At 70.8% G+C, this 14,722-nt stretch carries 12 protein-coding genes and 1 pseudogene; 7 read left to right on the top strand and 6 right to left on the bottom strand.

Annotation, left to right across the window (positions count from 1 at the left end; translation table 11 throughout):
• Positions 1-267: 267 nt before the first annotated feature.
• Positions 268-1,956, top strand: a complete 1,689-nt coding sequence (locus OOK31_RS03650; RefSeq protein ID WP_353962689.1) for an SWIM zinc finger family protein — start codon at positions 268-270, stop codon at positions 1,954-1,956.
• A gap of 71 nt (positions 1,957-2,027) precedes the next feature.
• On the opposite strand, the gene OOK31_RS03655 is transcribed toward OOK31_RS03650, so the two are convergent.
• From OOK31_RS03655 to OOK31_RS03670, 4 genes are all read right to left on the bottom strand, one after another.
• A complete protein-coding gene (locus OOK31_RS03655; protein ID WP_267011822.1) occupies positions 2,028-3,251 on the bottom strand; it encodes an oxygenase MpaB family protein in 1,224 nt (407 codons plus the stop codon).
• A 239-nt stretch (positions 3,252-3,490) separates the two neighbouring features.
• Positions 3,491-4,597, bottom strand: coding sequence for a serine hydrolase (locus OOK31_RS03660; RefSeq protein WP_267010858.1), 1,107 nt, complete (start codon positions 4,595-4,597; stop codon positions 3,491-3,493).
• 30 nt (positions 4,598-4,627) lie between these two features.
• Positions 4,628-6,178: an alpha/beta fold hydrolase gene (locus OOK31_RS03665; protein WP_267010859.1), complete on the bottom strand. Its 1,551-nt coding sequence runs from the start codon at positions 6,176-6,178 to the stop codon at positions 4,628-4,630.
• Between the two features lie 36 nt (positions 6,179-6,214).
• Positions 6,215-7,780: an alpha/beta fold hydrolase gene (locus OOK31_RS03670; RefSeq protein WP_267010860.1), complete on the bottom strand. Its 1,566-nt coding sequence runs from the start codon at positions 7,778-7,780 to the stop codon at positions 6,215-6,217.
• Positions 7,781-8,022: 242 nt separating this feature from the next.
• Between OOK31_RS03670 and OOK31_RS03675 the strand changes: the two genes are divergently transcribed.
• The 6 genes and pseudogenes from OOK31_RS03675 to OOK31_RS03700 all read left to right on the top strand — a co-directional run.
• Positions 8,023-8,910 (top strand): DUF4436 family protein, encoded by an 888-nt coding sequence (locus tag OOK31_RS03675; RefSeq protein WP_267010861.1) that lies wholly within the window; start codon positions 8,023-8,025, stop codon positions 8,908-8,910.
• A 350-nt stretch (positions 8,911-9,260) separates the two neighbouring features.
• Positions 9,261-9,464: a cold-shock protein gene (locus OOK31_RS03680; RefSeq protein ID WP_030224351.1), complete on the top strand. Its 204-nt coding sequence runs from the start codon at positions 9,261-9,263 to the stop codon at positions 9,462-9,464.
• Between the two features lie 301 nt (positions 9,465-9,765).
• Positions 9,766-11,283, top strand: a complete 1,518-nt coding sequence (locus OOK31_RS03685; protein ID WP_267010862.1) for a DEAD/DEAH box helicase — start codon at positions 9,766-9,768, stop codon at positions 11,281-11,283.
• A 62-nt stretch (positions 11,284-11,345) separates the two neighbouring features.
• Positions 11,346-11,651, top strand: a complete 306-nt coding sequence (locus OOK31_RS03690; protein ID WP_267010863.1) for an SCO5918 family protein — start codon at positions 11,346-11,348, stop codon at positions 11,649-11,651.
• 160 nt (positions 11,652-11,811) lie between these two features.
• Positions 11,812-12,150, top strand: a complete 339-nt coding sequence (locus OOK31_RS03695) for a MerR family transcriptional regulator (RefSeq protein WP_267010864.1) — start codon at positions 11,812-11,814, stop codon at positions 12,148-12,150.
• Positions 12,151-12,326: 176 nt separating this feature from the next.
• Positions 12,327-12,494 (top strand): annotated as a pseudogene (locus OOK31_RS03700) (MFS transporter); the annotation flags it as partial.
• Positions 12,495-12,498: 4 nt separating this feature from the next.
• On the opposite strand, the gene OOK31_RS03705 reads toward OOK31_RS03700, so the two are convergent.
• Both OOK31_RS03705 and OOK31_RS03710 read right to left on the bottom strand, forming a co-directional pair.
• Positions 12,499-13,173 carry a GAP family protein gene (locus OOK31_RS03705; RefSeq protein WP_267010865.1) on the bottom strand — a complete coding sequence of 225 codons (675 nt, stop codon included), beginning with the start codon at positions 13,171-13,173 and terminating at the stop codon, positions 12,499-12,501.
• Positions 13,174-13,297: 124 nt separating this feature from the next.
• Positions 13,298-14,683 (bottom strand): M1 family metallopeptidase, encoded by a 1,386-nt coding sequence (locus OOK31_RS03710; RefSeq protein WP_267011823.1) that lies wholly within the window; start codon positions 14,681-14,683, stop codon positions 13,298-13,300.
• Between the last annotated feature and the right edge of the window lie 39 nt (positions 14,684-14,722).

Here is a 14,722-nt window from a genome sequence, read left to right on the forward strand (position 1 = left end):
GCTGACCTGCAGAAACGCCCAGATGTCAGGTGTTGGACTTGAACATGGTACGAAACATGAAAAAGCTCCCGAAATGTCTGCCCCCTGCCTGCTCCACGCAGGTCAAGGGCGGTCTCCGGAGCCTACAACGATTCGCATATTCGGTCAGCTGTCCCCAGGTCCGTCAGGACTCATGCTGACCCGTTGCCGACTATTCCGACGCTCCATCAGGCTCACACCCCGGTGAACCCGGCACCGCGGCGGTGCTCTTCCGGTTCAATGAACCGCGTGGCACAGGCACTGGGTTTCACCGACGAAGACCTCCGCAGGCTGGCCGGGTCCCGGTCCTACGAGCGGGGGCTCGGCTACGTATCGGCCGTGTCCCGGCTGGAGATCGGCGAGACGGCGATCACCGCGGCCGTGGACGGCACCGACTGTTACCAGGTCGAACTGACCGAGGACGGGGACGGCGGGGTCACCGGCTGGTGCGACTGCCCGTACGGGCAGGAGGGCAACTTCTGCAAGCACTGCGTGGCGGTGGGCCTGGCCCTTCTGGGGCAGGCCCGGTCCGTGCCGCAGCAGCGGTCGGCCGCCGCCTCGCGCACCCGGCTGCTGGACACCTGGCTGGAGTCCCGCACCCGAGAGGACCTGCTTGCCCTGGTGAGGGAACACCTCGCCGACGACCGCGATCTGCGCCGCCGCCTGGAACTGCGCGCGGCCACCGCCGGGGAGGACACCGGCATCGTCCGCGAACAGATCCTGAGCCTGCTCGACACCCGGCCCTTCGCCCGGCACGGCTACGTCGAGTACGCCGACGCCCACGCCTACGGACAGCAGGCCGCCGAGGCAGTGACCGCGTTGCGCGCGCTGACGGCGAGCGGCCGGGCGGCGGACGCGGTGGATGTGGCCCGGGAGGCCCTCTCCGCCCTGGGCCGGACGTACGGCGAGATCGACGACTCGGACGGCCTGATCGGGGACGTGGCGGCCGGACTGGCCGAAGGCCATCTGGCGGCCTGCCTCGCCGCCCGTCCGGACCCGGTCCGGACGGCCGACTGGCTGGTGACCCACCTCCTCGACGGCCTGAACGACGCCACCGACATCGACCTGTTCGACTACCACAAGGTGCTAGGTGAGCCGGGCCTCCACCGCGCCCGGGAACTGGTGGTCGCCGCCTGGCGGGCCAACCCCAAGGGGTGGGCGGAGAAGTACCTGATGGAACGCCTCCTCAAGGCCGACGGAGGCAGCGTGGACGCGCGCGTCACCGTCCACGCGGCGGACCTCGCCCCGAACGGCCACACCCATCTTGTGATCGCGAAGGAACTCGAGGCGGCGGGCCGCCCGCCCGAGGCACTGGAATGGGCCGAACGCGGCCTGCGGGAGGCCGCGCCGGAGTGCGGCCCGGACGGCGAACTGGTCGCCTTCGTCTGCGAACGCTACGCGCGGACCGGCCGCCTCGCGGACGTGGTCACGCTCCGCCGGGACCTGCTGCGGGCCCGCCCCACGCTGGCCGCGTACCAGGACCTGCGTACGGCGGCCCGCACGGCGGGAACCTGGAAGGAACCCGAGCGCACGGGTGCACGGGAGGTGCTGCGGGCAGTCGGCACGCCCAAGACCGGGCGCTGGTACGGCGGTTCCGTGCTGGTCGACGCGCTCATGGACGACGGCGACCTCGACACCGCCTGGCAGGCCGCCGCCGACGGGTACGCCGACCAGCCGCAGTGGCTGGCCCTTGCCGACCGGATCCGCGACCAGAGGCCGGCCGACGCCCTGACCGTTTACCTGCGTTGGATCGAGCCATTGCGCAAGCAGACCGGAGACGGCACGTACGAGCGCATGACCGAACTGCTGCTCAGCACCCGCGCCTGCCACCGCGCGCTCGGCACTGAGGCCGAGTTCACCACCTACCTGGCCGCGCTGCGCGCCGACCAGAAGCGCAAGCGAAAGCTCATGGCAATGCTCGACCAGCACGGACTCTGATCGGGCGGGATACGGACTCGGCCGGCGATGCGGGTGAAGTACCTGGGCCGGCCGCTGATGGGCGGCGGCTGCTATGGGCGCCCGAGGAGTTGGCTGCCGGCCGTGTTGTCGGTGCGGGCGGTGAAGTAGTCGGTGAAGGCCTGGACGAATTCGTCTTCGGTGATGCGGCCGTCTCCGTCGTGGTCGAGCTGGCGGAAGCCGTGGTTGAGTTCGGCGGGGTGGACCCGGGAGCCGCCGAAGACCGTGCGGTAATCATCGGCGCACAGGTGTCCGCTGCCGTCGGTGTCCGCAGCGTGGAAGATCGCCCGCACCGCGACATGCAGCCCCTGCTCGAGATAGGCCGGCCCGGCGTCGATCCCGGTGAGCATGGCGGTGACGAACTCCTCGCAGGTCACCTGTCCGTCCTCGTCAGCGTCCATGCCGGTCCGTAGCTGCTGCCACCAGGTCTCGAAGGCGGCGTAGACGGGAGCTTCGCGTTCAGGGGCGAGTTCGAGCGGCCAGCACACGTTGTGCGCCATGGCCTGCAGATCGGCCGAGCCGATGCGGCCGTCGCCGGTCTGGTCCAGGACCTGGCGGAAGAAGGTCCGCAGACGCGCCGGGCGGGAATCGGCACCCTTGCGGCGGCGTGGTGCGGGAAGCCGGACGGGGCTTGCCTCCGGCAGGGAAGGACGGTCGGTGGAGGCGGTGGGAGGCTGCGGAGTCGAGGGGATGCCGGCCACTGGGGTGCGGTAGCGGCGGTGCTCGGGCAGCACGTTCATCAGCACGCGCATACCGCGGTGCAGGATGAAGGACAGCAGGGCCGCGCGGCGGGTGCGGGGCAAACCGAAGCGCTCGCGGAAGGCTTGCGGCAGGTCCGCGATGGTCAGCGCACCGATCACGTGGGCGGCCACCGTACGCACAAGCGGCCAGGCCGGCTTCAGGCGGCCGAGGCGGCGGGGTGCGGGTGCTTCACGGAGCATGTCGAAGAGCAGGTAGCGCACGGGTTCGCTGTATTCGAGGCGCTCGCGGATCGTGCGGTCCACGTACGCGGGCACGTCCGCGGCCGTGGCCGGGAGCAGGTCATCGGACAGGCCGAACTCGGAACACACCGCACGGAATTCTCCGTACATCTGATCCAGTTCATACGGGGCCAGCGGGCGTCCGGACAGCTCCCGCATCGCCGTCATGCACTCGTACAAGGTGACCAGCACCCACACCCGCACCGCCGGGTCCAACGCCGTGAACGGCCTGCCCTGCTCGTCGGTCCCTGCCAGACGGCGGTGCGTGCGCTCCAGACGGGCGACCTCACGGCGCAGCCCTTCACGGTCGGAGACGACCGAAGAGCGATCATCCGGCTATCCGCATAACCCAACGGCCTACCGGAATCCGGGAGCGGCCAGGTACCCGGATTCACCCATCAGGGCCACACCTCGGGGCCACGTGTCGGCGTACACATGTTCGGGGGATTGAGTGCCGTTGTTTCCCCACCGCACCGCAGCTTCGCGACATCGGCGCCCCACTCACGGTACGAGCCATCACCAAACCCACCGTCGCGTCATTTGCTCCAGATCTTCAGCAGGCGATCTGCCGCGGGCAGACTGTCGGGGGGCTCCACGTTGCACACGACGGCGACGGCGGTGTCGCGGTCCGGGCTCACCTTGAAGCTGCTGTGGAATCCCTCCCAGTCGCCGCGGTGCACCAGGCCCTTGTCGGGGAGGAGGACCATTCCGGCCCCGTACCGGCCTTCCTCGACCCCGCGCGCACTCAGGGTGTCGCCCGTGCTCACCGCTCCCTCCGTGACCCCGGTGAGCAGTTCCGTTCCACCGATGCGCCCGGTGCGGTAATTGTCGGCCCAGCGGACGAGTTCGCCGGGGGTGGTCTGGACGGCTCCGTCTCCGTACTGCTTCCAGGGGGAGGAGTTGAGGGTGAAAGCGCCGGCCTTCTCGTCGTACGACTTCGCCTTGCCGGGTACGTCCGCCGCCGGGGAAACGGTCATGCGCAGGTGCAGCGGGGTGAAGAACTCCTGTTGGACGAAGGTCGGGAACGGTTTGCCGCTGACTCTTTCGACGACATGGGCCAGGAGGACGTAGTTGGAGTTGGAGTAGGCGAAACGCCGGCCCGGCGGATGCTCCGGCCGGGAGGCGAGGACGGCCGCGATCGCGTCCTGCTGGCCGGCCGGATCCGTCAGCTCGACGCCCTTGGCGTGCAGCAGGTCCTGATAGTCGGGAATGCCGCTGGTCTGGCGCATCAGGTCGGCCAGTGTGACGCTCCGGGTCCAGGCGGGCGGGTTGTCGAGGAACTCGGACAGGGGGTCGTCCAGGGCGAGGCGATGCCGCCCGGCCAGCAGGAGAACGGCATCTGCGGTGAATTGTTTGGAGTTGGACGCGATGTCGAAGACCGTCTCCGGTGTAATGGCGCGCCCGGTTGCCAGATCGGCCTTCCCCCTCCCCGCCTCCCAGACGACGGTGCCGCGTCTGCCGACCGCTGCCGCACAGCCCGGACCGTCGGGGGAAGGCACCAATTCCTGGAGGACCACGGCGGAGCGCTTCTCGCGGTCGTCGCCCGTCGCGTATGCCTGCGGGTTCGCGACACCGGCCAGTACCACCACACCCATGGCGCCCCCGGCGGTGCACAACAACGCCATCCGGTGCACCGTCACCACCTTCTTTCCTTCGCCCGGAACGGGGCCGGTTCAGGGGGCGATCTCGAATGTCGGGGGCTTGAGGTCCTTGAGGCAGTCGGTGTTCGGGGCCGTAGGGGTGTCGAAGAAGGAGACGGTGATGGACTGCGCGCACTTCGACGTGGCGAAGACCACGTGGGCCACGTAGGGGACGGTGACGACGGTGGCACGGGGCAGGGTGCGGGCCACGTACGGACCGTTGGCCGCTGCGGTCTGGGCGTCGAACCCGCCCGAGATGGCGAGGGTGGGGATGTCGCTCTGCGTGACGTCGCGGATGGAGGGCGGCAGCGCGGGGACGTTCCAGACATCGCAGTCCGGACGGAGGAAGGTGAGCAGCGGGGCCTGGGCCTGTACCGATTCGGGGAACGACGGGTAGGTCTTCTGGCCTGCGCGCAGTGCTTCGGCCTGGGTCTCGTACGGGGTCCACTCGCTGCAGAAGACGCCGTAGACGAGCCCGTGGGACAGCCGGCCGATGGCCTGGGGGCTGTACTTGCCGCCCGCCCACTGCCCGGCGATCCGCTGGGGCTTGCCGTTGGCCAGTTCGTCGAGGGCACGCGGTACCTGGGGGGCCACGTGGGTGGCGGCGGTCATCCAGTTCACCAGCGCTCCGCCGTCCAGGACGACCTTCACCTTCTTCTGGCTGTCGGGGAGCGTGACGGTGGTGGTGACCGGTTTGGCTTCCAGTTCACGGACGAGCCGTTCGAAGGTGGCCGCCAGGTTCGGATAGCGGCGGTTGCAGGCGGGCTGCTCCGCGCAGGCCTTGAACACGCCGTCGAAGCCCTGCTTGGCGGCGCTCCACGTCACGGCCGACCCTCCGGTGGACGGCGGCAGGATGCCGTCGATGCCGACCGACCGGATCCCCTCGGGGTGCAGGCGCATGTAGACGAGCGCCAGCTGGGTGCCGTAGGAGATGCCGAACACGTTCCACTCCTTGAGGCCCAGCGTGGTGCGCAGGTCCGCGTAGTCCGCGGCGCTCTCGATGTCGTTGTAGGCGGCGAGGTCGGCCCCGCTCGCCGCCAGTTTGTCGCGGCAGGCCTTCGTGGCCGCGACGTGCTCGCGCTCGGTGGACGGCGCGTCGTAGACGAGGCCGGTCGCGCGCGCGTTGAACTCGTCGACGTTGCGGCAGGTGAGTGCCGGGTCGGCCGAGTACGTGCCGCGCTGGGACATGAGGATCACGTCACGGTCGCGGTTCAGGCCGCCGCCGATCGCCATCTTCGCCTCCCCGACCGCGTCGTCGCCGGGTCCGCCGGCGAGCCACACGATCGGGTCGGGCTTCGGTTCGGCCGCCTCGGCCGCCACGATCGCGACGCCGAGGGTGATCTTTCGGCCGTCCGGCTTCGTGCGGTTCTCCGGCACGGTGAGCGTTCCGCAGCGGGCTCCTTCGAGTTCGGCGACCGGATCCGCCGTCTTCGGGCAGGGGCCCGGCCGGAAGCTGGCGTCGCCCACGGTGCGGGCGACCGTGCCGGTCGCTCCTGAAGGCGTCTCCTCCTGCGCGCTCACCGGCGCCGCGAACAGACCGGTGAGCAGCATCCCGGTCGCCGCTGCGGCCGACCCGGTGCGCAAGCGTCCTACGTGTGACCGTGCCATCATTCCTCCCCGTCACTTCGGGGTGATCGTGAACGGTTCCCACCTGAGCCCCGCCACGCAGCCGGTGTCGAGCGCGGTCGGGTCGCTGAGGAAGGACGCCAGCACCTTCTGGGCGCAGGACGATTGCGGGACCACCCAGTGCCCGATCCCGGGCACCTGCACGGTGGTCGAACGGGACAGTGTGCGGGCCGTCTTGGGCGCCCAGCTGGCCCCGGTCTTCATGTCGAACGTCCCGTTGATGAAGAGGACCGGCACCGAGCTGACGGTGGGCACCCGCACGGCGGCGGTGCGGTCCGGGACGTTCCAGATCCGGCACATCGGGTCCTGGAAGGGCAGTTGAGGCGCCTGCGCCTGGGCCGACCGGGGCCATTCGGGGAACGCTTCGCGGCCCGCTTCCAGCACGTCGGACGTCGAGTGGCCCGGTAGCCATTCGCTGCACAGCACCGACTGGGTCAGACCGTGTGCGGTCTGGCCGTCCACCTGGACCGAACCGGCGGCCCGGGCCTTGGCGAAGCGCTCGGGGTTTCCGCGGCCGAGTTCGTCGATCGCCGCCGGGACGTCGGCGAACGGGATCGCCTTGGCGACCAGCAAGTTCACCAGCGCGCCGCCGTCGAGGACGACCTTCACCGGGTCTCCGCCCTGCGGCGGCCGGACGTCGAGCGTCAGTGGCTGTGCCTCGAGCTTCTGCACCTGCTCGTTCAGGGTGCGCTCGAGGTCCGGGTACCGGCTCTTGCAGCGGGGCTCGGCCGCACAGGCCTTGTAGAGGTTGTCGAGGCCCTCCCGGGCGTTGGCCCAGGCGAACGGCAGGGACACGTACTGTGCGGGGGCGGCCGAGTCGAGCGCCACCGAACGGATGCCCCGGGGGTGCAGGCGCAGGTAGGTCAGGGCCAGGTTGCTGCCGTAGGAGTGGCCGTAGACGTTCCACTGCTTGATGCCCAGTGCGGTGCGCAGGTCGGCGAAGTCGGCGGCGTTCTCGGTGCTGTTGTAGGCGCTCAGGTCGGTCCCGTCGGCTGTCAGGCGGTCCCGGCACTGCTTCACCGCGTCGAGCATGAGCTTTTCCGTCTGCGGTGCGTAGGAGGGGAGCCCCACGGACCGGGCGTAGAAGTGGTCCAGCTCCGGGCAGGCGAGGTTGGGCTTGTCGTAGAGATTGCCGCGCTGGGCCATGACGATCAGTTCGCGATCCCGGTTCAGGCCGGAGGAGACCAGGAACGGGATGTCGTCGAACGTCTCGCCACCGGGGCCGCCCGCCATGAACACCACGGGGTCCGGGGCGGGCTTCGCCGAAACGGGCGGGATGACCGCCACGGCCAGGCTGATGGTCCGGCCGCCGGGGCGGGAACGGTTCTCGGGGACTTCCAGGACACCGCACCGGGCGGTGGCCAGCGCTTCGATCGGTTCAGGTGGCTCGGGGCAGGGACCCGGCACGAACCGCGACGCGGCGGCCGTGCCCGGCCCGGTGACACCGGTGGAATCGGTGGGCGGTGGTGCGGCACCCGCCGGCGTCTGGCCGAAGGCTGCCAGGAGGGCCAGCGCGACCCCTGCGACCGGCACACCGATGTGGAAGCTCTGCTGTGCCATGTGATCCCGTTCCTCTGCCGATCGACGGCTGCCCCCCGGGCGATGCCACGGCGGTGTGGGCGGAACACACGCCATCACGCTACCGGGCGGCCCGAGGGCGCGCACTCCGAGGAATCGGGGGGTGCGGCCCGCGGCGACACGCTCGCCCGGGTGCGGTGGATCCCCGGCCCGGTCGAGGAGGATCGCACCGCGGCCGCTGCCCCGGCCGGACGAGCCCCCTCCCCCATCCCGCCGGAGTCACCATGGCCCCACCCCCGGCCCCACCCCGCCGACGCCGCTCCGGGGCGTCGCTGCTGCCCGTCCTGCTTCCCATCGCGGTCCTGATCCTGGTGGCGGTGTCCGTGGGGTCGTGGCTGCAGTTCACCGAGCGGGAGGTGATCGACACGGTCCACACGGTCGGATCCACGGCTCGCGACCGGGTGGACGTGGAAGCCACCGTCCAACGCGTCGACGCCGCGGCCAGAGAGCTGGTCCTCCGGGTCCGGGTCACCCCGCGCGGAACCCTCGGCGAGGAGGACGGGACCGCCCCGGTGGCCGATCTCAGCCTCCAGACCTCCCAGGCGACCCTCGGTGACCTGACGTTCACGGCGCACGAGCGGATCACGACCAAGGACCTGCAGGTCGCGGTCACCGACGGATCGATCAGCGACTACCCGTTCGACTCCTACGAGACCGACATGGGGTTCTGGGCCCTGCTGGGTGGCAAGGAGGTGCCGGTGCGGCTGCTGTTCTCCAACAACGACACGCTCTTCTCGGTCTCCGCGACACCCACGACCCCCCGGCAAGAGGCGGTCGTGGGGGTGAAGGTGACCCGATCGGGCAGCCTGCTCACCTTCGCCGCCTTCATGATGATCGTGATGTGGGCACTGGCGGCGTCCGTACTCCTGGGGGCCTGGTACCTGACGACACGCCGACAGGGCCTGGTCTGGCCCGCCCTCGCGTGGATGGCCGCCACCCTCTTCGCCCTGTCGGCGTTCCGCAACACCGCTCCCGGCACGCCCCCGATCGGCTGCGTGCTGGACTGGTTCGCCTTCCTGTGGGCCGAGACCGTCATCGCCCTCTGCCTGATCGCCGTGGTCATCACCGGTGTCCGCACCGCCCTCCAGACAGACGACACCCACCGCGCCTAGGGCGTTTCCTGTGGACCACCCCGTCGCGGGTCGATGCCCGCGGGGGAGGCTGCGCCGCGGGCGGGTCAATATCTGCGCTCGCGAGATGAGAATTTGGCGGACCGCGCGCTGAGGGTTTTTCACCGGTTCAAAGAGGGCGCCGATATTTGCGGACCGGGCCGGTGTGCCGTGCTACTGTCGATCTCAGTTGCAGTTGTGGTTCCCAAAAATTTCAAGCACCCAGTCGGACTTCGCGTCCACTGTGAGCGTTTGTGTATTTCCGGTTCTTCTTGGCCGGCGGGGCAATCATTGCGGCGACACGAGGTCCGCACGTTGCGGATCTCGTTGTACTGCCCCAAAGGAGATTTGACATGGCTACTGGTACCGTGAAGTGGTTCAACGCGGAAAAGGGTTTCGGCTTCATCGAGCAGGACGGTGGCGGCGCTGACGTGTTCGCCCACTACTCGAACATCGCCGCCCAGGGCTTCCGCGAGCTGCAGGAAGGCCAGAAGGTCAGCTTCGACATCGCGCAGGGCCAGAAGGGCCCGACGGCCGAGAACATCGTTCCCGCCTGACGCTGACGCGCACTTCGCAGCTGGGGCCCGCATCCCTCGGGGTGCGGGCCCCAGCTGCGCGTTTTCCCCGCAGTGAGTTCACCTGTGGGACGATCCGAGGATTCCGCGGCACTCCGCACGAGGATCCTCACCCCGGGACACCCGCTTTCGCACCGCGCCCCCGTTCCCAGCGCCTGAGCCCGCATGTATTTTCGCCGGCCAGTTTCGCTTTCGCGTTCCATCCGGCCCATTCTCGCAATTCTCCGTGCGCTCGACGCTGCGGGAATTCCTTGATATGCGCCGCATTCGAGGAAGGTTCCGCATGAACCGTACACGCACGAACAATCGCTCCTCCGCCTCTTCCTCCCGCACCGGCGGAAGCCGGTTCGGCTCGGCGGCCCCCAGCCGTTCGGGCGGACAGTCCCGCTCCGGCGGCCAGTCCCGTTCGGGCGGCCAGGGACGCTCCGGCGGCTACGGCCGTCGGCCCGCCGCCGTGCAGGGCGAGTTCGCCCTCCCCCGGACGATCACCCCGGCGCTGCCCGCCGTGGAGGCGTTCGCCGAGCTCGACATGCCCGCCCCGCTGCTCGCCGCGCTCGTCTCGGAGGGCGTGAGCGTGCCGTTCCCGATCCAGGGCGCGACCCTGCCGAACACCCTCGCGGGCCGCGACGCGCTCGGCCGCGGGCGCACCGGCTCCGGCAAGACCCTCGCCTTCGGCCTCGCGCTGCTCGCCCGTACCGCCGGACGGCGGGCGGAGCCCCGCCAGCCGCTGGCCCTGGTACTCGTCCCCACCCGCGAGCTCGCGCAGCAGGTCACGGACGCCCTCACCCCCTACGCCCGCTCCGTGAAGCTGCGGCTGGCCACGGTCGTCGGCGGCATGTCGATCGGCAAGCAGGCCGGCGCGCTCCGCGGTGGCGCCGAGGTGGTCGTCGCGACCCCCGGACGCCTCGCGGACCTCATCGAGCGCGGTGACTGCCGGCTCGACCAGGTGGACATCACCGTCCTCGACGAGGCCGACCAGATGGCCGACATGGGCTTCATGCCGCAGGTCACCGCCCTGCTCGACCAGGTGCGCCCGGGCGGCCAGCGGATGCTGTTCTCCGCGACCCTCGACCGCAACGTCGACCTGCTCGTACGCCGCTACCTGAACGACCCCGTCGTCCACTCCGTCGACCCCTCGGCCGGCGCGGTGACCACGATGGAACACCACGTGCTGCACGTGCAGGGCGCCGACAAGCACGCCACGACCACGGAGATCGCCGCCCGCGACGGCCGCGTGATCATGTTCCTGGACACCAAGCACGCCGTAGACCGGCTGACCCAGGACCTCCTCAACAGCGGCGTACGGGCCGCGGCCCTGCACGGCGGCAAGTCCCAGCCCCAGCGCACCCGCACCCTGGCCCAGTTCAAGACCGGGCACGTGACCGTGCTGGTGGCCACCAACGTCGCCGCCCGCGGCATCCACGTCGACAACCTGGACCTCGTGGTCAACGTGGATCCGCCCACCGACCACAAGGACTACCTCCACCGCGGCGGACGCACCGCCCGCGCGGGTGAGTCCGGCAGCGTCGTCACCCTCGTCACCCCCAACCAGCGGCGCGACATGAGCCGTCTCATGGCCACCGCCGGCATCACCCCGCAGACCACTCAGGTCCGCTCCGGTGAGGCCGAGCTGCAGCGCATCACCGGCGCCCGGACCCCGTCCGGCATCCCCGTCGTCATCAAGGCGCCGGTGAGCGAGCGCCCCAAGCGCAGCGCCGCCTCACGCGGCCGGCGCGGCCGCCCCTCGCAGGCCTCGCAGCGCGACGGCCGGCGCCAGGGCACGTTCGACGCCGCGGCCTAGAGTCCCGCACAGACCTGCCCTTCCTTCCGTACGTCCCTCCTTCCTCCCCTGAGTGAGGCATCATGCGCTGCGTCATCGCCCGGTTCCCGTTCGACCTCACCAAGGTCGGCGTGCTGGAATCGATGAAGGGCGTCAAGCCCGAAACCGTCGTGGGTGAATCGGTGATCATCGGCCGTCGCGTCTACCCCGTCATGCAGGTGGGCCAGGTCATCACCCGTCAGGACCGCCGGGACTTCAGCGCCGGCGAGGTCGTCCGGGCCATGGTCCAGCTCGGCTTCACCGTGCGCGGCCTGCCCGAGGCTCCTCCGGCTCCCCTGAGCCCGCTCCAGCAGGCGTCCGCGATGCTCGGCAGCCCCGTCTCCGTCTGAGGGGCGCAACGACACCGAAGGCCCCGACCGGCACACGCCGGTCGGGGCCTTCGCCGTGCGCGGCGTCCGCGAGGACCGGCAGATGGTGTTGAATCTCCTCCGGGGCCCTGGTGCCGTACGGCACGAGGGCCCCTCGACGCGTTCCCAAGAAGAGGTGCAGATGACAGCGGACGACTCGCTCGGCGGCCGACTGGACGACGATGACTACCCCGCCTACACGATGGGCAGGGCCGCGGAACTGCTCGGCACCACCCCCGGCTTCCTCCGCGCCATCGGCGAGGCCCGCCTGATCACCCCGCTCCGCTCGGAGGGCGGCCACCGCCGCTACTCCCGCTACCAGCTGCGCATCGCCGCCCGCGCCCGGGAGCTCGTCGACGAGGGCATGCAGGTCGAGGCCGCCTGCCGCATCGTCATCCTCGAGGACCAGCTCGAAGAGGCCCAGCGCCTCAACGAGGAGTTCCGCCGCGCCGCGGGCACACCGCCCGACACCTCCGGCTGACCCGGCGGCCCGCCGCCGGGCGGGCGGCGAAGGCCGCCCGGCGCCGACGGGGTCGACCGCAGCCAACCGGCGGACATCGGCGGCGGGTCGCGGGCGGCGCGCCGGAGCCGGTAGGACCCTTGCGCCCATGACATCCCGGACGGGCACTCCTGACCGGCTGCGTGATCTACGGCTGCGGCTCGCTCATCGGAGGCGTCGCCACGACGTACTTCTCCTGGCGCTGGGTCTTCGCCGGTGAGGTCGTGATGGTGCTCGGCATCCTGGTGCTGGCCCGCCGCGCCGCCGACGCACCGGCTGACACGCGACCGCGCATCGACCTGGTCGGCGCCGTACTGTCCGCACTCGATCTCAGGCGGTGAGCTGGTAGAGGCTCCTGCCGACCAGCCACAGTCCGAGGACGAGGCAGGCGACGACGATCGCCGGGTCCTTGTGGCGTTCCAGCCATGCGCGCAGGTTCGTCAGCGCGAGCTGGGCCTTCTCGGGTGAGAACACCATGTACAGCTCCATGGCCAGCAGGGTCGAGGTGGCCAGGAGACAGAAGGCGAAGAGCGCCAGCGAGGACTCGGCGTGGGAGAGGTCGGCCTGCACGACGGTGGCGGCCGCGGCTGCGACCATTCCCCACGGCTGGAGGAGTACGGCGAGTGCGGCCGCGGACCAGCCGGTGGCCTGGTCCATGCGGGACTCCAGCGAGGTCCCCGAAGCCGTCGGCTCGTTCGCGGAGGGCGCGGGGGCGTCGCGGCGGCTCCGGCGGCGCCTGTGCTCGCTGTAGAGGACGAGTCCCACACCGATGGCCAGCGTGGCCGCGAGTGCCGCGATGGAGGGCGGGGAGCGAGGTGGCGGCGGCTGCCCGCCGGTCAGGAGCAGAACGGCGGCGATCACGGCGACGAGGCATGCGAGCCAGGCGAGGATGAACGCCAGCCCCTTCCGCACCCCTCGGGGTGCGGATACGACCAGCACGAACGCCATGATCGGCAGGGGGAAGAGCGTGACGGCCAAGCCGATGAGAAGCAGATCAAGCACCACGGGATGCCGCCCCTCAGGCCGCGGGGGCCTCGGCCGGCTCGTACGGATGCAGCCCGCGCAGTGCGCCCACGACTGCTCCTGGTCTCATTCTCCCGTCCCCCTCGGGTGATCGCCATGCGGCCGGTCAGCGCCGCCAGAGGCGGCCTCGGGGGGCCGTGTCGGGGTTCGCGGCGTCCGGCGGGGAGGCGGGCGCGGGCATCGGCGGCAGGGCGGGGGTGTGGAGCCAGGCCGTGAGGAGGTCGTCCAGGGGGTCGGTGGCGTAGCGGGCCACGTGGGCGGCGAAGGCGGCGGTGGTCACCACGCCGTGCCGGTACACCACGGCCCAGTCGCGCAGCATCCGGAAGAAGGGGCCGTCGCCCAGGGCGCAGCGGACGGCGTGGACGGCCAGGCCGCCGCGCTGGTAGAGGCGGTCGTCGAACATCAGCTTGCGGCCCGGGTCGGCCAGCTTCAGGTCCTGCGGCTGCGTGGACAGCACGCGGTGGGCGGCGGCGGCCAGCTCGTGGGCGGGGCGGCCGCCGGAGCGCTCCGACCAGAGCCATTCGGCGTACTTGGCGAAGCCCTCGTTCAGCCAGATGTGCCGCCAGTCGGCGATGGTCACGCTGTTGCCGAACCACTGGTGGGCGAGTTCGTGCGCGACGAGGCGTTCCGAGCCGCGGACCCCGTCCACGTGGTTGGCGCCGAAGGTGGACAGGCCCTGGGCCTCCACGGGGACGTCGAGTTCCTCGTCGGCGACGACGACCGTGTACTCGCCGAAGGGGTAGGGCCCGAAGAGTTCCTCGAACAGCTGCATCATGGCGGGCTGGCGGGCGAAGTCGCGGGAGAACCTCGGCAGCAGGTGCGCCGGTACGTGGGCGCTCTGCGGGACGCCGCCGAGCCCGGGGTCGCCGAGCAGGACCGTCTGGTACATGCCGATGGACAGGCCGACCAGGTAGCTGGAGGTGGGCGCGGACTGCTCGTAGACCCAGGTGGTGGTGCTGGCCCTGGTCGTGCGGGTGAGGAGGCGGCCGCCGGCCACCACCGTGTAGGGGGAGGGCGTGTTGACCGAGATGTGGTACGAGGCCTTGTCGGCGGGCCGGTCGTTGCAGGGGTACCAGGAGGGGGCGCCGACGGGCTGGCTGGCCACCAGGGCGCCGTCGGTCAGCTCCTCCCAGCCGAGGCCGCCCCAGGGGCTGTTCACGGGCTTGGGGTTGCCCGCCCAGTGGACCTCCACGGTGAAGGCGGCGCCGGCGGGCAGCGGCTTGGCCGGGCGGAGCCGGAGCTTGCCGCCGCGGTGGGTGTAGTGGGGTGCCCGGCCGTTGACCGTGACGCGGCCTATTTTGAACTCGGCCAGGTTGAGGTGGAACTCGGTGAGCGGGGCCCGCCCGGCGATGGCGCTGAGCCGGGCCGTCCCGGCGAGGCGGTTGGGGCCGGGACGGTATTCCAGAGCGAGTTCGTACCGGTGCACGCGGTAACGGGGATCGCCGTTGGCCGGGAAGTACGGGTCCGATGCCGCTGTCTGCTGGCCGCTCATGCCGCTTCCGCTCCCTGCGCTGTGCTCGTACGACGTGCT

Source organism: Streptomyces sp. NBC_00249, assembly GCF_026342355.1.
In the GTDB taxonomy this organism is placed as follows: Bacteria; Actinomycetota; Actinomycetes; order Streptomycetales; family Streptomycetaceae; genus Streptomyces.

Excerpts from the sequence above, each read along its gene's own strand:
- OOK31_RS03670 (WP_267010860.1), bottom strand. The coding sequence starts at position 7,780 with ATGGCACAGCAGAGCTTCCACATCGGTGTGCCGGTCGCAGGGGTCGCG.
- OOK31_RS03680 (WP_030224351.1), top strand. The coding sequence starts at position 9,261 with ATGGCTACTGGTACCGTGAAGTGGTTCAACGCGGAAAAGGGTTTCGGC.
- OOK31_RS03695 (WP_267010864.1), top strand. The coding sequence starts at position 11,812 with ATGACAGCGGACGACTCGCTCGGCGGCCGACTGGACGACGATGACTAC.
- OOK31_RS03690 (WP_267010863.1), top strand. The coding sequence starts at position 11,346 with ATGCGCTGCGTCATCGCCCGGTTCCCGTTCGACCTCACCAAGGTCGGC.
- OOK31_RS03675 (WP_267010861.1), top strand. The coding sequence starts at position 8,023 with ATGGCCCCACCCCCGGCCCCACCCCGCCGACGCCGCTCCGGGGCGTCG.
- OOK31_RS03685 (WP_267010862.1), top strand. The coding sequence starts at position 9,766 with ATGAACCGTACACGCACGAACAATCGCTCCTCCGCCTCTTCCTCCCGC.
- OOK31_RS03710 (WP_267011823.1), bottom strand. The coding sequence starts at position 14,683 with ATGAGCGGCCAGCAGACAGCGGCATCGGACCCGTACTTCCCGGCCAAC.